General features: G+C 61.3%; 18 protein-coding genes. 6 read left to right on the top strand and 12 right to left on the bottom strand.

What is annotated here, in order from left to right:
- Window positions 1–116: 116 nt before the first annotated feature.
- The gene (locus ACSBPU_RS03710) at window positions 117–1367 is read left to right on the top strand and encodes a D-amino acid dehydrogenase (RefSeq protein WP_442595703.1); all 1251 of its coding nucleotides are present in this window, start codon (window positions 117–119) and stop codon (window positions 1365–1367) included.
- Between the two features lies 1 nt (window position 1368).
- Here ACSBPU_RS03710 and ACSBPU_RS03705 read toward each other — a convergent pair whose 3' ends face one another.
- The gene (locus tag ACSBPU_RS03705; RefSeq protein ID WP_442595701.1) at window positions 1369–2112 is read right to left on the bottom strand and encodes a winged helix-turn-helix domain-containing protein; all 744 of its coding nucleotides are present in this window, start codon (window positions 2110–2112) and stop codon (window positions 1369–1371) included.
- A gap of 249 nt (window positions 2113–2361) precedes the next feature.
- Between ACSBPU_RS03705 and ACSBPU_RS03700 the strand changes: the two genes are divergently transcribed.
- Window positions 2362–2706 (top strand): helix-turn-helix domain-containing protein, encoded by a 345-nt coding sequence (locus ACSBPU_RS03700; protein ID WP_442595699.1) that lies wholly within the window; start codon window positions 2362–2364, stop codon window positions 2704–2706.
- A gap of 94 nt (window positions 2707–2800) precedes the next feature.
- Here the strand turns inward: ACSBPU_RS03700 and ACSBPU_RS03695 are convergent, their stop codons facing one another.
- The 6 genes from ACSBPU_RS03695 to ACSBPU_RS03670 form a co-directional block, all read right to left on the bottom strand.
- Window positions 2801–3463, bottom strand: a complete 663-nt coding sequence (locus ACSBPU_RS03695; RefSeq protein WP_442595697.1) for an OmpA family protein — start codon at window positions 3461–3463, stop codon at window positions 2801–2803.
- A 206-nt stretch (window positions 3464–3669) separates the two neighbouring features.
- The gene (locus ACSBPU_RS03690) at window positions 3670–4671 is read right to left on the bottom strand and encodes a Bug family tripartite tricarboxylate transporter substrate binding protein (RefSeq protein WP_442595695.1); all 1002 of its coding nucleotides are present in this window, start codon (window positions 4669–4671) and stop codon (window positions 3670–3672) included.
- Window positions 4672–4699: 28 nt separating this feature from the next.
- Window positions 4700–5440 (bottom strand): amino acid ABC transporter ATP-binding protein, encoded by a 741-nt coding sequence (locus ACSBPU_RS03685; RefSeq protein WP_442595693.1) that lies wholly within the window; start codon window positions 5438–5440, stop codon window positions 4700–4702.
- A 49-nt stretch (window positions 5441–5489) separates the two neighbouring features.
- Window positions 5490–6587 carry an amino acid ABC transporter permease gene (locus tag ACSBPU_RS03680; protein WP_442595691.1) on the bottom strand — a complete coding sequence of 366 codons (1098 nt, stop codon included), beginning with the start codon at window positions 6585–6587 and terminating at the stop codon, window positions 5490–5492.
- On the bottom strand, window positions 6588–7754 hold the full coding sequence (locus ACSBPU_RS03675; protein ID WP_442595689.1) for an amino acid ABC transporter permease: 1167 nt from the start codon (window positions 7752–7754) through the stop codon (window positions 6588–6590).
- A 17-nt stretch (window positions 7755–7771) separates the two neighbouring features.
- Entirely contained in the window at window positions 7772–8788 is a 1017-nt protein-coding gene (locus tag ACSBPU_RS03670) for an amino acid ABC transporter substrate-binding protein (RefSeq protein ID WP_442595687.1), read from the bottom strand.
- Window positions 8789–8964: 176 nt separating this feature from the next.
- On the opposite strand from ACSBPU_RS03670, the gene ACSBPU_RS03665 reads away from it, so the two are divergent.
- The 3 genes from ACSBPU_RS03665 to mutY are packed head-to-tail and all read left to right on the top strand — an operon-like array spanning window position 8965 to window position 11636.
- Window positions 8965–9636 carry a cell division ATP-binding protein FtsE gene (locus ACSBPU_RS03665; protein WP_442595685.1) on the top strand — a complete coding sequence of 224 codons (672 nt, stop codon included), beginning with the start codon at window positions 8965–8967 and terminating at the stop codon, window positions 9634–9636.
- Window positions 9633–10541, top strand: coding sequence for a permease-like cell division protein FtsX (locus ACSBPU_RS03660; RefSeq protein ID WP_180065876.1), 909 nt, complete (start codon window positions 9633–9635; stop codon window positions 10539–10541). The genes ACSBPU_RS03665 and ACSBPU_RS03660 overlap by 4 nt, the downstream gene beginning before the upstream one ends.
- 3 nt (window positions 10542–10544) lie before the next feature.
- Window positions 10545–11636 (top strand): A/G-specific adenine glycosylase, encoded by a 1092-nt coding sequence (gene mutY, locus ACSBPU_RS03655; protein ID WP_442595682.1) that lies wholly within the window; start codon window positions 10545–10547, stop codon window positions 11634–11636.
- A gap of 78 nt (window positions 11637–11714) precedes the next feature.
- Here the strand turns inward: mutY and rodA are convergent, their stop codons facing one another.
- The 5 genes from rodA to ACSBPU_RS03630 form a co-directional block, all read right to left on the bottom strand.
- Window positions 11715–12851 carry a rod shape-determining protein RodA gene (rodA, locus tag ACSBPU_RS03650; protein WP_180065881.1) on the bottom strand — a complete coding sequence of 379 codons (1137 nt, stop codon included), beginning with the start codon at window positions 12849–12851 and terminating at the stop codon, window positions 11715–11717.
- On the bottom strand, window positions 12848–14899 hold the full coding sequence (mrdA, locus tag ACSBPU_RS03645) for a penicillin-binding protein 2 (protein WP_442595679.1): 2052 nt from the start codon (window positions 14897–14899) through the stop codon (window positions 12848–12850). The genes rodA and mrdA overlap by 4 nt, the downstream gene beginning before the upstream one ends.
- Before the next feature lie 17 nt (window positions 14900–14916).
- Window positions 14917–15492 carry a rod shape-determining protein MreD gene (gene mreD, locus ACSBPU_RS03640; protein WP_442595677.1) on the bottom strand — a complete coding sequence of 192 codons (576 nt, stop codon included), beginning with the start codon at window positions 15490–15492 and terminating at the stop codon, window positions 14917–14919.
- Window positions 15476–16360: a rod shape-determining protein MreC gene (mreC, locus tag ACSBPU_RS03635; RefSeq protein ID WP_180065888.1), complete on the bottom strand. Its 885-nt coding sequence runs from the start codon at window positions 16358–16360 to the stop codon at window positions 15476–15478. The genes mreD and mreC overlap by 17 nt, the downstream gene beginning before the upstream one ends.
- Window positions 16361–16432: 72 nt before the next feature.
- Window positions 16433–17476: a rod shape-determining protein gene (locus ACSBPU_RS03630; RefSeq protein ID WP_130037429.1), complete on the bottom strand. Its 1044-nt coding sequence runs from the start codon at window positions 17474–17476 to the stop codon at window positions 16433–16435.
- Window positions 17477–17702: 226 nt separating this feature from the next.
- Between ACSBPU_RS03630 and gatC the strand changes: the two genes are divergently transcribed.
- Window positions 17703–18011, top strand: coding sequence for an Asp-tRNA(Asn)/Glu-tRNA(Gln) amidotransferase subunit GatC (gene gatC / locus ACSBPU_RS03625; RefSeq protein WP_180065890.1), 309 nt, complete (start codon window positions 17703–17705; stop codon window positions 18009–18011).
- The last annotated feature ends 3 nt before the right edge of the window (window positions 18012–18014 follow it).

Genomic DNA, 18014 nt, shown 5'->3' with positions numbered 1-18014 from the left:
AATCGGCCTTTACGCATTGAAAACAGGATAAACAGCTGTTTCTAAAGAATTTTCATAAAAAAAGTCTGGTGCTCCTCTCTTATCATCCTAAAAATTGATTCACAAGTCGACTTATCATGAAAATCATCATTTTGGGCGCGGGCGTCGTGGGCGTCAGCAGCGCCTATTTTCTTGCGAAGCAAGGCCATGACGTCACGGTGCTCGAGCGCCTGGAAGGTCCGGCGTTGGAAACCAGCTTTGCGAACGCCGGCCAGATCTCCTATGGTTACTCTTCGCCTTGGGCTGCGCCGGGCGTCCCGCTGAAAGCCATCAAATGGATGTTCGCAGAACACCCGCCACTGACCATACGCCCCGATGGCAGCCTGTTTCAACTGCAATGGATCTACCAGATGTGGCGCAACTGCAGCGCCGAGCGCTATGCGACCAACAAAGAACGTATGGTGCGCCTGTCGAATTACAGCAGCGACTGCCTGAAGTCATTGCGCGACGAGATCGGCATCCAATACGAGGGGCGCAGCAACGGCACGCTGCAGGTCTTCAGGACACAGAAGCAGATGGACGCCGTTGATCAGGACATCAGAGTACTGCGCGATGCGGGCATATCGTTCGAACTGCTGACCCGCTCCGAACTCAGCAAGGCCGAGCCCGCCCTGGCCCGCACCCAGGACAAGCTGGTGGGCGGCCTGCGCCTTCCCGACGACGAAACCGGCGATTGCAATCTGTTCACGACCCGCTTGGCGGAAGAAGCCGTCAAGCTGGGCGTCAAGATCCGCTATGGCGTCGATGTGCGCCGCATCAACGTCAATGCTTCCGGCGTAAGTGGGATACAGTGCGACCAGGAGGTCCTGACGGCCGACGCCTACGTGGTGGCGCTTGGATCGTGGTCGACGCAGATGTTGCGCGGCGCGCTGAAGGTGCCTGTGTATCCACTTAAAGGCTATTCCATTACCGTGCCGATTGCCGATGAATCCTGCGCGCCGGTGTCTACCTTGCTGGACGAAACCTACAAGATCGCAGTCACCCGTTTTGATCAGCGCATACGCGTGGGCGGCATGGCGGAGATTCTGGGCTTCGACAAAACCCTGAACCCCAAGCGCCGGAAGACGCTGGAGATGGTGCTCAATGACTTGTTCCCTGGCAGCTATGCCGGCAGCGACGTGTCGTTCTGGACGGGATTGCGCCCCAAGACTCCGGACAGCACCCCCATTGTGGGCGCAACGCCGATCCCGGGCCTGTACCTGAATACCGGCCACGGCACATTGGGCTGGACCATGGCCTGCGGCAGCGGGCGCTTGATAGCGGATATCGTGTCGAGCAAACCCACCGACATACGCAGCGATGACTTATCGGTGCACCGCTACTTATAGTTCAGCTCACCACCTGGCCCGTAAACATATAGCCCCAATTGTGCACGGACTTCAGGGGCATTTCGATGTTGTGTTGAGTAAACTTGCGGCGCAGGCGGCTGACCAGGACGCCCAGCCGGCCGGGACGCGCCGGAGGTTCGCCATGTGCATAGCTGTTGTTGACGGCCTCGAGCAGCTGTTCGTGGGTGGCGCACATGTCGGGCGCCGCCACCAGCGTCGTCAGGAACGCGCGCTCGCCGGTGGTCAGGGGAATGCGTATGCCTTCGGGGCTGGCCAGCACCCATCCTTGGTCTTGCAAGGACCAGCCTTTTGGCGCAACGACCATCGGCAACACATGAGAGATGTCTTGCCTGCTGACCCGGGCCAGCAGGCGGCACAGCATGGCGACCACCAGGGGAGTGGACGCCGAGCGCGGACAGATGTTGTCCACCCCGCTTTGCAGCAACTGGATGGCAAGCGCTTCGTCGACGCGCTCGACCGCGGCAGCGATGCCGACGGACGGATGCATGGCATGCAGATACGTGGCGGCGGCGCAGTTTTCCGTATGACCGCCTGCCAGCATGGCGACGGTTGGGGAGCCTTGTTGAAATTTTTTCTGGACCTCGGCATAAAGCGCCGGCGCACTTTCGCATTGCAGGACATCTAGCCCGGAAGCCTGTAGTTCCGCCAATCGCTTTTTATGGTCTGGCGTCGACAAGCCGTTTTCCGCTGGCGAGAACATCACGATGTAGGGAGTCGGGCTCATGGTGCCGGGACCTCGGCCTTGAACACCATTTTGGATGCCTCCGAAAGACAGGGATTGAAAATGAGCCACTGTGATATTTTGCGCTTATTTTGACTCTTTGTTAGATTTTGTGAGTGAGATTTTAGTAATTTACATTAATCCATCACGTTCGTAATTGGCATTATTACCAATGTGATTGAATTTAATCGTTCAATCACAAACGTGAACCATTTTTCCGATCGCCTTCGTCGCACACGCCTTTTACGCGGAATGAGCCAATCCGCACTGGCGCAAGCCTGCGGTCTGTCGCAAGGCGCAATATCGAATTACGAGAATGGGACGCGACGGAGCGCGAAGGAAATATTCCGGATCGCCCAAGTGCTGGAGGTGAATCCGGCGTGGCTCAGCAGCGGCATCGGCGCAATGGAGCCGAGCCCGACAGTGCCTTACCTGTTATCGGAACAGTCGCCGGAGCCCCGCCAGCCATCGGGATGGCCGTTCGACAGCATCGCCGCCTCGGCTTTCTGGTCGTTGGATCCGGAACAGCGCTCCATCATCGAAACCGCTGTAGCGGGGATGATAGGCTCGTTTCAAAAGAAATCATATGGTGGATAAGCTGCGGGAGTCCGTTTCAGGGGTCAGACCCCGCATGGGGTCTGACCCCGGACGAGGAGGGGTCGGACCCCATGCGGGGTCTGACCCCTGACGACTATTGTTGTACTGCGTACAGGTACAGTTCGACGCGGCGGTTCATGGCGCGTCCTTCAGCGGTGGCGTTGTCACCCACGGGATTGCTGGAACCTCGGCCTTCGGCCGTGAGGTGCGCTGTCGGGACGCCCTGCTGCGACAAATAGTTGGCGACGGCGCGCGCACGATTGACGGACAGCGTCTGATTGGTTGCATCCGATCCTGTGCTGTCCGTATGGCCGATGGATTTAGCGCGGAGTTCGGGATGTTGCACCAAGGCTCGGGCTACGCTGTCCAGCACGGGCAGCAAGGCCGGCTTCAGCGCATACTTGCCGGTATCGAACGAGACATTGCTTGGAATGTTGACGCGCAGTGTCCCATCGGGCATTTCGGTAACGTCCACGCCCAGGCTGCTTGCGCCCGACTTCTCGACATCGTTCTTCACGCCTGACCAGTTATAGCCGGCGATGCCGCCAGCGACCGCGCCTATGCCGGCGCCTATCGCCGCCGCCTTGCTGCTATCGCCGATCAGGGCGCCCAGACCGGCCCCCAGTGCCGCTCCGGCCCCAGCTCCAACCGCAGTCTTGCCGCCCTTGCCCATATTGTCTACCGTGGCGCATCCGGCCATCAAAGCGACCACGCTCACGCATGTCGCATAGCGTGCTGCACGCATAGAAAGTTTCATTTGGTTCTCCTTGTTTCTGGGATTGCGGCGTCAACTCCGCACGCGACAATGCTAGCAAGCAGTGAGCCACCGGGTTGTTACATTTTGGTTCCGGTCGCGAAATTTTGACCGTTCTTGACATTGGGAATAAAAAAACCGCGGAAACAAGTCCGCGGTGGCTGGAGGGCCGGCGGCCCGCACTCGGCGGGCCGGATCGCAAGAAGCGCTTAGAACAGCTTTGCGCCCGATACCTCGACGATTTCCTTGTACTTCGCCAGATCCTTACGGACGATGTCGGCGAATTCTTCGGAGCTGGTGGGTTGGGCATCGGAGCCCATGGCCAGCAAGGTCTTGCGCACGGCTGGATCCTGCAGCGCTTTTACGTATGCGGCGTTCAGCTTCTGGACGACGTCCTTGGGTGTCCCGCCGGTTGTGAATACGCCAAACCAGGTGCCCAGGTCGAAGTCGGCCACACCTGCTTGCTGCATGGTGGGCAGACCGGGAAAAGCCGAAGACCGGTCCACCGTGGTGACCGCCAGGGCCTTGACCTTGCCCTCGGTGATGAGGCTGGCCGAAGACGCCAGATTATCGAACATGAAATGGATCTGCCCGCCCAGCAGCGCCAGTTTGGCGGGCGCCGCGCCGGCATAGGGAACATGCACGGACTTGACGTCGGCGCGCACATTCAAGAGCTCTCCTGCGAGATGGCCCGCGCTGCCGTTGCCGCCGGAACCGAAGTTCAGCTGATCGGCATTCTTCTTGGCGTAGTCGATCAGATCCTTGACCGAATTGATGCCATTCTTGTCAGCGAACTCTTTATTGACGATGAGCACATTCGGCACCGAGGCGACGAGCGTAACGGGCTCGAAACTCTTGACCGGGTCGAATGGCAGATTCTGATACAACCAAGGATTGATCGCGTTGATCGCCACTGCGCCCATGACGAGGGTGTAGCCGTCCGGCTGCGCCTTGGCGGCAATGCTTGCGCCAATGTTGCCGCCCGCGCCCGGCTTGTTTTCCACAATGACGGTTCCAAGGTCCGGCTGGACTTTCTCGGCCAGCAGGCGGGCCATGCTGTCCAAGGGACCGCCGGGCGCGTAAGGAACGACGAACTGCAGCGGCTTGGAAGGAAAGTCTTGCGCCGACGCGGCGGTAGCCGGCGTGATGAGTGCCAATCCAGCGGCAAGCATGGTGGCGGCCATGGAAAGCCGCGTCAAAAGTGAAAGCATGATATTCGCCTTGTAATGAAAAAAGAAGTTAGTGCAATATTTGGCTCAGGAATAGCTTGGTGCGTTCATTCTGCGGCGAGTCAAAGAAGGCATCGGGGGTATTTTGCTCGATGATCTCGCCCTGGTCCATGAAGATCACCCGATCGGCCACCTTCCGCGCAAAGCCCATTTCATGGGTTACGCACAGCATGGTCATGCCGCTTTCCTCGGCCAGGCCCACCATGACGTCCAGCACCTCCTTGACCATTTCGGGGTCGAGCGCGGAAGTGGGCTCGTCGAACAGCATGATCTTGGGATTCATGCACAGCGAACGCGCAATGGCCACCCGCTGCTGCTGGCCGCCCGACAACTGGCCAGGGTACTTGGATGCCTGGTCCGGGATGCGCACGCGTTCCAGGTATTTCATGGCGGTGGCCTCGGCCTCGGCCTTGGACTTCTTCAGCACCCAGACCGGGCCCAGCGTCAGGTTCTCCAGAACCGTGAGGTGCGGAAAAAGATTGAAGTGCTGGAATACCATGCCGACGTCGCGCCGGATGGCTTCGATCTGCTTCAGGTCGTTGGTGAGCTCGACGCCGTCGACAACGATGCTGCCCTGCTGGTGCTCTTCCAGCCGATTGATGCAGCGGATCATGGTCGACTTCCCCGAACCGGAAGGCCCGCAGATCACGATGCGCTCGCTGGGCGCGACGTCCAGATTGATGTTGCGCAGCACATGAAACTGCCCATACCACTTGTTGACATCTTCCAGGCGTATGATGGCCTCAGACATGTCCTACTCCTTTGTACCGCGTCGGCCCCAAGGGGCGACGCAATGTTGATCAGCGCTGATATCCGGCGTCGAGCTGCCTCTCGAGCGAACGGCTGTAACGGGATATCGAATAACAAAAAACAAAATAAATGGCGGCAATGAACAGATAGGCCTCGGTGCTGAAGCCGCGCCAGGCGGCATCGGCTACTGCGGTCTTGGCCGCCTGGGTTAGGTCGAAGATGCCGATGATGACGACCAGCGACGTGTCTTTGAACAATGAGATGAAGATACCCACCAAGGGGGGTATGACCACCTTCAACGCCTGAGGCAGGACGATCTTGCGCATTTTCTGCCAGTAGGTCAGGCCCAGTGATTCCGCGCCCTCGTACTGGCCCCTGGGGATCGCCTGCAATCCGCCCCTTACCGTTTCGGCCACATACGCTGCGGCAAACAGAATGATAGCAATCTGCGCGCGCAAGAGCTTGTCGATGCTGATGCCCTCGGGAAGAAACAGGGGCAGCATCACGGATGACATGAACAGCAGGCTGATCAGGGGCACGCCGCGAATGAGCTCGATGTAGACCACGCACAGCGCCTTGACTGCAGGCATGTCGGAGCGGCGCCCCAGGGCCAGGAGCAGCCCGAGCGGGAAGGCGAAGGCGATGCCGAAGGTGGCCAGAATGAGAGTGAGCGGCAGCCCGCCCCAGCGTTCGTTCTCGACATGCGTCAGCCCGAACACGCCGCCCCACATGAGCACCGCCACCGCCACCAGCGCGACCACCCATAGCAGGCCCAGAAAGGGGCGCCAGAACCACCGTATGCAACTGCAGACGATGACCGCAACGAGGATGATGCTGGCCAGCAAAGGCCGCCACTGTTCGTCGTACGGATAGACGCCGAACAGAATCAGCCTGTGCTTTTCAGCGATGAACGCCCAGCATGCACCGCCGGATGCGCGGCATTCCTGAGCGGTGGAGGCGTTGAAGTCGGCGCGTATGAACAGCCATTCGACGGCTGCCGGCACTGACATGAAAAGCAGCCAAGCGATCAGGACGGTCAGCAGGGTGTTCAACGGCGACGAAAAGAGGCTGGCCCGTAGCCGCGCCGGCAAGCCGACGTGCTTTTGCGGCGGAGGCAGGCCGCGGGCAGGCATAGGCTGCATGGCCATCTAGCGCTCCACCAAGGCAATCCGCCGGTTGTACCAGTTCATGAACACCGAAATGGATAGGCTGACGGTAAGGTAGGCGGCCATGATGATGAGTATGCCCTCGATGGCCTGACCCGTCTGATTCAGGGTCGTATTGACCACCGAAACAATGTCGGGATAGCCAATGGCCACCGCAAGCGAACTGTTCTTGGTCAGGTTCAGATACTGGCTGGTCATGGGCGGGACGATGACGCGCAAGGCCTGGGGCAGGATCACGAGCCTCAGCATCCGGGGGCGCGACAGACCCAGCGAGCCGGCGGCTTCCCACTGGCCCGCGCCGACCGACTGTATGCCCGAACGCACCACCTCGGCCACGAAGGCGGACGTATAGATGACCAGCCCCGCCAGCAGCGCAGCGAATTCGGGGGTGAGCGTGACGCCGCCGACGAAGTTGAAACCTTTGAGTTCGGGCATGTCGAGGGACAGCGGTGCGCCACTGAGCAGCCATGCCGCCGCCGGACATGCCGCCAGCAAGCCGAGCACGACGCGCCCTAATGGGAAAACCCGGCCTGTGGCGTCCTGGCGTTTCTTGGCCCAGTGCGCGATCAGCACCGCCAGCACGATCGCCATGCCCAACCCCGCGAGGACCCAATCCAGCGCATCGCCTTGCAATGACGGAAGCTTCAGGCCGCGATTGGAAATGAAGACACCTGTCACCGGATTGAGCGCCTGCCTGGGACCCGGCATGACCTCGGTAATGATGGCATACCAGAAAAACAGCTGAAGCAGCAGCGGTACATTGCGCATGACTTCTATATAGGCGTTTGCCACGCGCGAGACCAGCCAGTTGCGCGAAAGACGTGCAATGCCGAGCACGGTGCCGAGCAGCGTCGCCAGCACGATGCCCAGCACCGATACCCTGAGGGTGTTCAATATGCCGACCCAGATGGCACGGCCATAGGTGTCGGCGGGGGTATAGTCGATGATGCTTTCGCCGATGGCGAAGCCCGCCTCGCGATGCAGGAAGTCGAAGCCGGTGGAAATGTTGCGAACCGACAGATTATGCAGGGTGTTGGACACCAGATACCACACGCCAAGCCCGACAAGCCCCAGCACCAGGGCCTGATAGACAAGCGATCTGGTGCCGGGATCGTTCCAGGATAGGCGACGCCGCTGCGTTTTACGCATAGGAGTCTTGACCGGCCCTAGCGGATGGGCCACCCGTACATCAACCCGCCGTTCTTCCATTGTGCGTTCAAACCACGTTCGAGTTTCATGGCAGAAGTCATGCCGATGTTGCGCTCGAAAGATTCACCATAATTGCCTACTTGCTTGATGATATTGTAGGCCCACTTGTTGTCGATACCGAGGCCCTTGCCCATTTCGCCCGTCACGCCCAGGATGCGCTGGATATTGGGGTTGGCGCTCTTGAGCATTTCATCGACATTTTTCGAGGTGATGCCGTATTCTTCGGCCTCGAGCATGGCATTGAGCGTCCAGCGAACGACCATGAACCATGGGTCGTCGCCCTGGCGCACCATGGGTCCAAGCGGTTCTTTGGAGAAGTCTTCGGGAAGGATCACGTGGTCGTCCGGATTGGCCAGCGTGGAGCGGATGGTGGCCAGGCCGGACTTATCGGTGGTGTAGGCATCGCAGCGGCCGGCCACGTAGGAACGCATGGCTTCGTCGGGGCTGTTGATGACCACCGGCTTGAATTCCAGGCCATTGGAGCGGAACCAGTCTGCAAGGTTGAGCTCGGTGGTGGTGCCCGGCTGCACGCAAATCGCGGCGCCGCCCAGCTCCTTGGCGCTTTTTACACCCAGGCTCTTGGAAACCATGACGCCTTGGCTGTCGTAGTAATTGACGCCCGTGCTCATGAGACCCAGCGTGGTGTCGCGCGTAAGCGTGGCGGTGGTGTTGCGGGTGAGCACGTCGACTTCCCCGGACTGCAGCGCCGTAAAGCGCTGCTGCGTCGTGACCGGCGTGGTCTTGAATTTGGTGGCGTCGCCGAACATCATGGCGGCGATACCACGACAGAGGTCGACGTCGATGCCGGCCCAGACGCCTTTGCTGTCGGCGATGGAAAATCCCGGAAGGCCCGTGTGCACCCCACACTGGACAAAACCTTTTTTCTTGACGGCATCGAAGGTTTCACCGGCGTGCGATGCTCCCGCCATGAAAAACAAGGAAGCGCCAAGCGCTGCGGCTTTAATCAAATTCATGTCTGGTTTCCTACGTGAGACGAGTCCGATTGGATGAAACACGGCATACAATTCGTACTGCGCATTGGGCCGATGGGCTTCAAATCGTAGCGGTTGGACATTATTTAAAACATGGGGGATATCCCTTGCGATACGCTTTGCGCCGTTATCATGGAGCCCTGTAGCCATTTAACGCCATGATCGAATTCCAGCACGTTTTCAAATCCTACGGCCGAGGCCGCAATATCCTGGCCGACATCAATTTCCGGGTCGAGCCCGGCGAGTTCGTCTTCGTATCCGGGCCTTCGGGCGCCGGCAAGTCGACCTTGCTGAAGCTCATCGGGGGCCTGGAGCCGCCAAGCCGCGGCTCCGTGCAGGTCCATGGCCATCGCATCGATAAAATGCCGTCGCGCGCGCAGCCCTATCTGCGGCGCGCGGTCGGCGTGATCCTGCAGGATACGCATTTGCTGTACGACCGCAGCGCCATCAACAATGTCCTGCTGCCCTTGGCGGTAGCGGGCCTGGACACCCGCCAGGCCCTGACGCGCGCGCGGGCAGCCATGGAAAAGGTAGGCCTGTCGGGCAAGGAAGACCTGAATCCGGTCGAGATGTCCGGCGGCGAACAGCAAAGGCTTGCCATTGCGCGCGCCATCGTCAACCGCCCCGCCATCCTGATCGCCGACGAACCCACGGCCAATCTCGACAAGGACAGCGCCCATCGCATCATGGAGGTCTTTCGCGACTTCAATCGCGTCGGCGTCACCACCCTCATCGCCTCGCACGATCTGCCCCTCATGGCCGCCTATGCCAGCCGCACGCTGCGCATCGACGCCGGCAAGTTCACCGACTCCCAGAAGGCCGTCCTATGAAACGCTGGCTGCGCCACCACCGCTATGCCTTTGTCGTCGCCCTGCGCCGGTTCCGGAAACAGCCCTTTTCGTCGCTGTCCAACATTCTGGTCATCAGCCTGACGCTGGCGATCCCCATCGTCGCCGCATCCTTGCTCGTATCGGCGCAGCCGGTGCTGCGCCAGATACCCGTCTCGCCCGAGATCACCCTCTTCCTGACACCGGATGCCGAATCCGGCCAAGCCGACACGCTGGCCCGGCGGCTGGAAACCGAGCACAACGAAGAAGTGCTCGGCACCCGCGTCGTGACCCGCGAGCAGGCTCTGCGCAGCCTCAAGTCCGACCCGACCTGGAGCAATGCGCTGGCCGCCCTGCCCGGAAATCCGCTGCCGGACGCCGTGGTGATCACCTTGCGTGATTCAGCCGAACTCGCACAGACGGCCGGCTCGCTGGCCGCCGCCTGGCGAGAAATCGACATCGTCGATGCGGTGCAGTTGGACAGCGACTGGGTACGCAGGCTCGAAGCCCTGTTGCGCTTCGCGCGCATAGGCCTGGGGCTGCTGGCGGCGGGCGTTGCGCTGGTGGTCCTGTCCACCGTGTTCAATACGGTGCGTCTGCAAGCGCTGACCCAGCGCGAAGAAATCGCGGTGGCACGCCTGGTGGGCGCGACTGAAGCTTTTGTGCGCAGGCCTTTTCTATACTTGGGCGCACTGACGGGTATTGCATCCAGCCTCATTGCCACCGGGCTTGCCGCGCTGGCGCTGCAGCCCCTGAATGCCGCGCTGAATCGTCTGGCCAGCACCTATGGCACGCAACTGGCGGTGCAGTTGCCCGACGCGCTGAGCCTGACCCTGTCGGCCGGCCTCGTTGCCATCCTGGCTGCCTTGTCCGCCCGCTGGTCCGTTACCCGCAACACCCGATTCTGATCAATGCCCAACGCCAGCAACACGCCTGTTTCCGATTTCCCCGGCACGGTGACCGAGTGGCAGAAGCGCGAAGGACGTCACCATCTGCCTTGGCAGGGTACGCGCGACCCTTATTGCATCTGGTTGTCCGAAATCATGCTGCAGCAGACTCAAGTGACAACGGTCATCGGATACTACACGCGCTTCCTGGAACGTTTTCCGACGATACAGGCGCTTGCCCAGGCAGAGCAGGAAGAAGTGATGCCGTACTGGGCGGGCCTGGGCTACTACGCCCGCGCACGTAATCTGCATCGTTGCGCCCGGGAAATCTGCCAGAACTGGTCAGGCCGCTTTCCCGGCACCTCGGCCGAGATCGCGACCCTGCCCGGCATCGGCCGTTCAACGGCGGCGGCCATCGCGGCCTTCGCCTATGGCGAGCGCAGTCCCATCATGGACGGCAACGTGAAGCGGGTCTTCACCCGCCACTTCGGCATCTTCGGCGTCACGTCGGCGCGCGTCACGGAACAAGCCCTCTGGGACAAGGCGGATGCGGTATTGACCGACGCCCCCCCGTCCTTGGATATGGCGGCGTACACGCAGGGCTTGATGGACCTGGGCTCCACGGTTTGCATGCGCGGCAAGCCGGCCTGTGGACGCTGCCCCTTGCAACATAGCTGCTACGCCTACGCAGAAGGCAGGCAGTCCGAGCTGCCCAGTCCCAAGCCGCGCAAGGAAAAGCCCGAACGCGATTGCGCGATGCTGGTCCTGACGCGCGGGGGCGCCGTGCTGCTGGAACGACGGCCCTCCACCGGGATCTGGGGCGGGCTGTGGAGCCTGCCCGAATTCCCCGATGCCGAAGCCTTGGCATCAGGATGCGCCGACATGGGCCTGGACGCTTCCCTGGCTCAGCGCATGGGCGGCCTGGCGCATGTCTTTACGCACTTCAAGCTCAATATCGAGCCATGGTATTTGGAGTGGGACGCTCCGGAAACGGAAGAGCCGACTTGTGAAGACCATATCTGGGTTTCGAAACAGGACCTTGCAAATGCGGCGTTGCCGGCTCCGGTACGCAAAATCCTGGATGGGTTGGCTGGGTCGGAACCCATGCTTTTTTGAGCCGGGGCCTGACCTCTTCGATCTTCTGGTATGGGGTCAGATCCCGTACGGGGTCTGACCCCTCAAAATTCCTAACGCCTACGTCCTGACCGGCCGATACCGGCTGATGCTCATGAGGATCCCGCAGGCTGCGCCCAGCGTAAGCAGCGCCGTGCCACCGTAGCTCATGAACGGCAAGGGCACGCCGACCACGGGCAGGACACCGGTGACCATGCCGACGTTCACGAACACATAGACGAAGAACATCATGGACATGGAGCCGGCCAGCAAGCGCCCGAACTGCGTATGGGCGCGGGCGGCAATCGCCAGGCCCCGGGCAATGAGGACGGCATAGAGCACCAGCAGCATCACCCCTCCGTACAGCCCGAACTCCTCGGCATACACTGCAAAAACGAAATCGGTCGTCCGCTCGGGTATGAAATCGAGATGGGTCTGGGTGCCCATCATGTAGCCCTTTCCGTAGAGGCCGCCCGAACCCACCGCGATCATCGACTGGATGGTGTGAAAGCCCTTGCCCAGCGGATCGGAGCTGGGGTCCAGCAGCGTGCACACCCGGTATTTCTGGTATTCATGCAGCACCACCCAATCCACGTCGGGCTGGCAGATGTCCTTCTCGTAGTAGACCAGCGTACTCAGGCCGACCACCACCGCCAGGGCGATGGGCGTGAGCAGCCGGAATGACAGTCCGCCGAAATAGATCACGCAGAAGCCCGACGCGAACACCAGCAGCGCCGTGCCCAGATCGGGCTGCATGACGATGAGGGTGAAGGGAATGGCCAGCAGCACGCCCGCCACGAGGAAATCCAGTATGCGCAGCGTGCCCTGGTGCCGGTGGAAATACCAAGCCAACATCATCGGCACCGAAATCTTGAGCATCTCCGAAGGCTGGATCCGCACGAAGCCCAGGTCCAGCCAACGCGTGGCTCCCTTGCTGGTTTCCCCGAAGAATTCCACGCCCAGCAGCAGCACCACGCCCGCCACATAGACGTAAGGAGCCAGCTTCATCAGCAAGGGAGGCGGTATCATCGCGGCCACCCACATGAAAATGAAAGCAATGAGGAAGTTGCGCGACTGATCGGCGAAGCGCCAATCGGTGCCGCCCACGGCCGAATGCATGACGATCATGCCCAGCATCGTCATCAGGACCAGCAACAGCAGCAGCGGCCAGTCGAATGCCGTCACAGCCTTGACGACCCAATGCAATATCCGCTTCATTGCCGACCTCGCACCGATACGCGCTGCGTGGACAGCGCCGCATGGATTTCAGGAACCTGCTCTTCGGGCTCATCCTCTTGAACGGCCGGCAGATCCTCGAGCGGCACGACGGCGTCCGGAGACTCGCCAGAGGCCCCCTCTTCCACGATGTCGGATTCGTCGGACGCAAGCGGCGGTACCGGCTTTGCGTCGCGCGCGATACGCTCCGGCGCCAGCCAGTAATCGAATACCGTGCGCGCCACCGGTGCCGCCACCGTCGACCCCCAGCCGCCATTCTCCACAATGAGGGCAACCGCGATCTTGGGGTCCTCCATCGGCGCGTAGGCCATGAAGAGGGCGTGGTCGCGCAGGCGTTCGTCCACGGCGCTGGCCTTGTACTTGGCACCACGCAAGCTGTAGACCTGCGCCGTGCCCGTCTTGCCGGCGGCTTGGTAATGAGTGCCGGCGAATGCCCTGCGCGCCGTGCCGCTGCGCATCACGTCCACCATGGCCTTTCGGATGACGGCCAGGTTCTCGGCCTTGAGTGGAATCGTATAGGCAGGCTCGGTCACCGTCCGGGTGGCTTTCCCGGTCTGCGGGCTACGCACCAGATTCACCAGATGCGGCTTCATGTAAGTGCCGGCGTTGGCCAGCACCGAGGTGGCCTGCGCCAACTGCAGCAATGTGAAGGAGTTGTATCCCTGGCCCACCGCGACCGAGACCGTCTCGCCCGCGTACCAGCGCTGCTGCGCCGGCTTCTTGTACGCCTGGCGTTTCCATTCCGTGGACGGCAGCACGCCCTGGCGTTCGCCTTCCAGGTCTATGCCGGTCAACTGGCCGAACCCGAATTGCTTGCTGAAGTCATGCAGTGCATTCACGCCGATCTCCGGACCCAATGAGAAAAAGTAGGTATCCGACGACACGACAATGGCGCGGTGCATGTCGGTCATGCCGTAGGCGGCGCCTCCGGCATTGCGGAATCGCTGGCCTCCGAACTCGAAGTAGCCTGGATCGGGAATGCGCTGGGTTGCGCTGCGCTTGCCCAGTTCCAGTGCCGCGAGACCCACGAAGGGTTTGTAAGTGGATCCAATGGGATAGGTGCCGTACAGCGGCCGGTTGATCAGCGGATGATCAGGCGATTCGTTCAGCTTGCGCCAGTTCTCCACATCGATGCCGTCGATGAAGAGGTTGGGATCGAACGAAGGCGCCGAGACGAAAGCCAGGATCTCCCCGGTCTTCGGCTCGATCGCCACCAGTGCACCGCGACGGCCCTCGAACTGCTGCTCGGCCACCTTTTGCAGCCCGATGTCGATGGACAGGTGCAAGTCCGAGCCCGGCACCGGATCGATCCGGCTGAGGGTCCGGACCGGCCGACCGGTTGCCGTGACCTCGACCTCTTCCACGCCAGTGCGGCCGTGCAAGGCTTCCTCCCAGGTTTTCTCTATGCCCTTCTTCCCGATGATATTGCTGCCGCGGTAATTGCCGGCGCGGCCTTCCTCTTCGAGCTTCACCAGGTCCGCTTCGGAAATCCTCCCCACATAGCCGATCACGTGCGCCGCCGCCTCGCCTTCCGGATACTCGCGCACCCAGCGCGCGCTGAGCTCGACACCCGGAAACTTGAAGGCATGTGCGGCAAACCAGGATGCCTCGGTCTCGTTGAGATTGTTGCGCAACTGGACGGGGTTGTAGCGCCCGCTCTGGCTCAATTGCTGCAGGAACCTGCGCCGGTCGTTGGCGCTCAGGTAAACGAGCTCGCCGAGTTCGTCGAGCATGTCCTTGACGTCGCCCTTCACGTTGGCGGGTATCACCGACAACGTGTAGTCGCGGTAGTTGCGCGCCAGCACGACACCATTGCGATCCAGGATTTCTCCGCGGCGCGGAGGAATCGGCACGACGGCGATGCGGTTTCTGTCTGCGCGCGCCGCCAGTCCCTCGTAGCGCACCACCTGCAGATACCAGAGACGGGTGGCCAGCCCCAAAAAGCAGATCAGGGCGAAGATTCCCGCCACGATGACGCGGATCAGAATACGCCGCTTCTGCAGGTGGGTCGTTTTCTTGAACTCGAACATAGGCTATGCGGGCGCGGTCAGACAGAGCCGGCGTCGGCCTCGTCCAGCCGCCGCTGCGGCATATGCAACAAGAATTCCGCCAGCGGCCAAAGGGCGGCGGTCAGCAACGTGGACCAGAGCCAATGCCAGCCCGCCCATTCCCCTGAAAGCCAGGCATACACCATGTTGCCCAGGGTCTCGGCCACTAGAAATACCGGCAGCATGTGCAGGGCCTGCACGACGGCATTGAAGCGCGTGAGCCGGCGGTGCAAAACCACCGCGCCATACGCCACCAGCGTGTAAGTCAGGGCGTGCCCGCCCAGCAAGCCGGCGTCGTGCACATCCATGAGCAGTCCGAAGACGAAGGCGGTGAACATGGTGACGCGCTGCGGCTCATGCACCGACCAGAAGGCGATGACCAGCAGCAGCAAATCGGGCGCAGACTGCCAAAGCCGCCACGGCAGGAGCGACAGCAGCCACATCAGCAGGATGGTGAACCAGATGAACGCCAGATTCGACGGACGCTTGAACGGAGCGGTGTCGATCGGCTGCAGCGCGCTCAGCGACGAGCGCGCCTTGCCCGTCACCGCCGGAAGATTACTCTTGCGAACCATGGCGCATGCTCTCTTGATTGAGGCCCGGCGTGGAGACATCGACACGCAGCACCAGGAAGTGGCGATGCCGCTCGGGGTGCGACAGCGGCGAGGCGATGGCCACGGCGAAGCCCGATGCCGCATCGCGGCGGACTTCCTCCACCGTGGCGACCGACAAGCCCGCGGGGAACAGTCCGCCGATCCCGCTGGTGACCAAGGTGTCGCCCGGAACCAGGTCGACGTTGGCATTAAGATAGCGCACTTCGACCTTGCCTGACACATGGCCGCCAAATGCAATGAGCCGCAGCCCGTTGCGCAGCGCCTGGACCGGAATGGACACCTTGTCGTCCGTCAGCAGGGCTGCCTCGGAGGTAAAAGGCGTGACGCGGACGATCTGGCCGACCACGCCGCCTTCGTCGATGACGGGCATGCCCGGCCGGATGCCGCTGGAAGAGCCTTTGTTGAAAATGAGGTGATGCGAAAACGCATTGGGCGGTTCGTACAAGACCTCGACCGCGACCGACGGCTGGACTACTGCATCGGCGACGTTCAGCAGGCGTCGCAATTGTTCGTTTTCAGTGGCCAGTTGCGCGGCGTGGGTGGATATCTGCGCCAGTTCGATGCGCTGGCGCTGCAGCGCTTCTTTTTCCTTGCTGGCGAGGGCGGCGGCATCGGTCCAGTTCTGCACGTGGGCGATGGCGTCGCGGGGTGCCAGCATGACGCGCTGGAAAGGATAGATGACGACCGAAATCGCCTGCCGCGCGGGATCCAGAACCGGCCAGCGCGAATCGACCACAAGCAGGGCCAGGGACATCAGGACGAACACGAACAACCGCAATTCAGCGGCGGGTCCGCGTTTGAATAGCCTGATCGTGCCTGTTTCTTGCATGTAATAGTCGTGCCTGCGCGCCAAGTATGCCTGGCGCACATGAATGGGCACCTGACCCTAAGTGTCGTTGCTTCAATCGTAGATGAATACGGAACCAAGGCGTTCGAGGTGTTCGAGCGCTTCGCCGCAGCCGCGCACCACGCAAGTGAGCGGGTCTTCGGCCACCACTACCGGCAAGCCCGTTTCCTCTTGAAGCAGCCGATCCAGATCATGCAGCAAGGCGCCACCGCCGGTCAAGGCAATACCCTTGTCGGTGATATCGGCGCCCAGTTCGGGAGGCGTCTGTTCGAGGGCGGTCTTGACCGCGGAAACGATCTGGTTGAGCGGATCGGTGAGGGATTCCAGGATCTCGTTGGAAGACACCGTGAAGCTGCGCGGGACGCCTTCGGAAAGATTGCGGCCCTTGACTTCGATTTCGCGGATCTCGGAGCCGGGGAACGCCGAGCCGATTTCCTTCTTGATGAGTTCGGCCGTGGGTTCGCCGATGAGCATGCCGTAATTGCGGCGGATGTAGTTGATGATGGCTTCGTCGAACTTGTCGCCGCCGACACGGACCGAGCCCTTGTAGACCATGCCGCCCAAGGAGATGATGGCCACTTCGGTCGTGCCGCCGCCGATGTCGACCACCATGGAACCGCTGGCATCGGAGACCGCCAGGCCCGCGCCGATGGCGGCGGCCATGGGCTCTTCGATCAGGTAGACCTGGCTGGCGCCCGCGCCCAGCGCCGATTCGCGGATTGCGCGGCGCTCGACCTGCGTGGAACCGCAGGGAACGCACACGATGATGCGAGGGCTGGGGGCGAACATGCTGCGCGGATGCACCATCCGGATGAACTGCTTGAGCATTTGCTCGGTGACGGTGAAGTCGGCGATGACGCCGTCCTTCATGGGCCGGATGGCCTCGATGTTGCCCGGAACGCGGCCCAGCATCTGCTTGGCCTCGCGTCCCACCGCCTGGATGATCTTCTTGCCGCTGGGGCCGCCATCGTGGCGGATGGCGACGACCGATGGTTCGTCCAGCACGATCCCTTTGCCGCGAACGTAAATAAGGGTGTTGGCGGTACCGAGGTCGATCGCCATATCGCTGGAGAAATAACTACGAAGGAATCCGAACATGGGCGCTCAGTAATATCAAAATTGGAGAAATATTCGTCACCCGGGTACTGCCATCTAGCGCCGCTGAGCGCAGGAAATTGACTAACGAATTAAACCAGCAATGATAACTTATAATTGGCGGTTGATAAGATCGAATAGGGGCATGTTATTTTCTGTAACCGCCGTTTCAACGTGTCGGCCGCGCACTAATACATCCGCCCCAAACCTCTTCTGGCAAAGTATATCCATGGCAATCACCGAGCAGGACGTAGCCCGCATCGCGAGGCTTGCGCGCATTGAAATATCGCCCGAGCAAACTCCCCGGACACAGGCCGAGCTCAACGGCATGCTGGGCTTGATCGAAAAACTCCAGGCGGTCGACACCGCCGGCATCGAACCCATGGCTCACCCGCTGGCCGCCCACCAGGACATCAAGCTGCGTCTGCGCGAAGACAAGGCAGCCGCAACACAGACGGCGGCGGAACGCGAAGCGCTGATGCGCAACGCCCCCGCTCAGGATGGCGGACTGTTCCTGGTACCCACGGTAATCGAGTAAACG

The organism is Parapusillimonas sp. JC17 (assembly GCF_052180245.1).
GTDB lineage: Bacteria > Pseudomonadota > Gammaproteobacteria > Burkholderiales > Burkholderiaceae_B > Parapusillimonas.
Note: the sequence above shows the minus strand (reverse complement) of the source record. Positions and strands in the feature narration are given on the sequence as shown.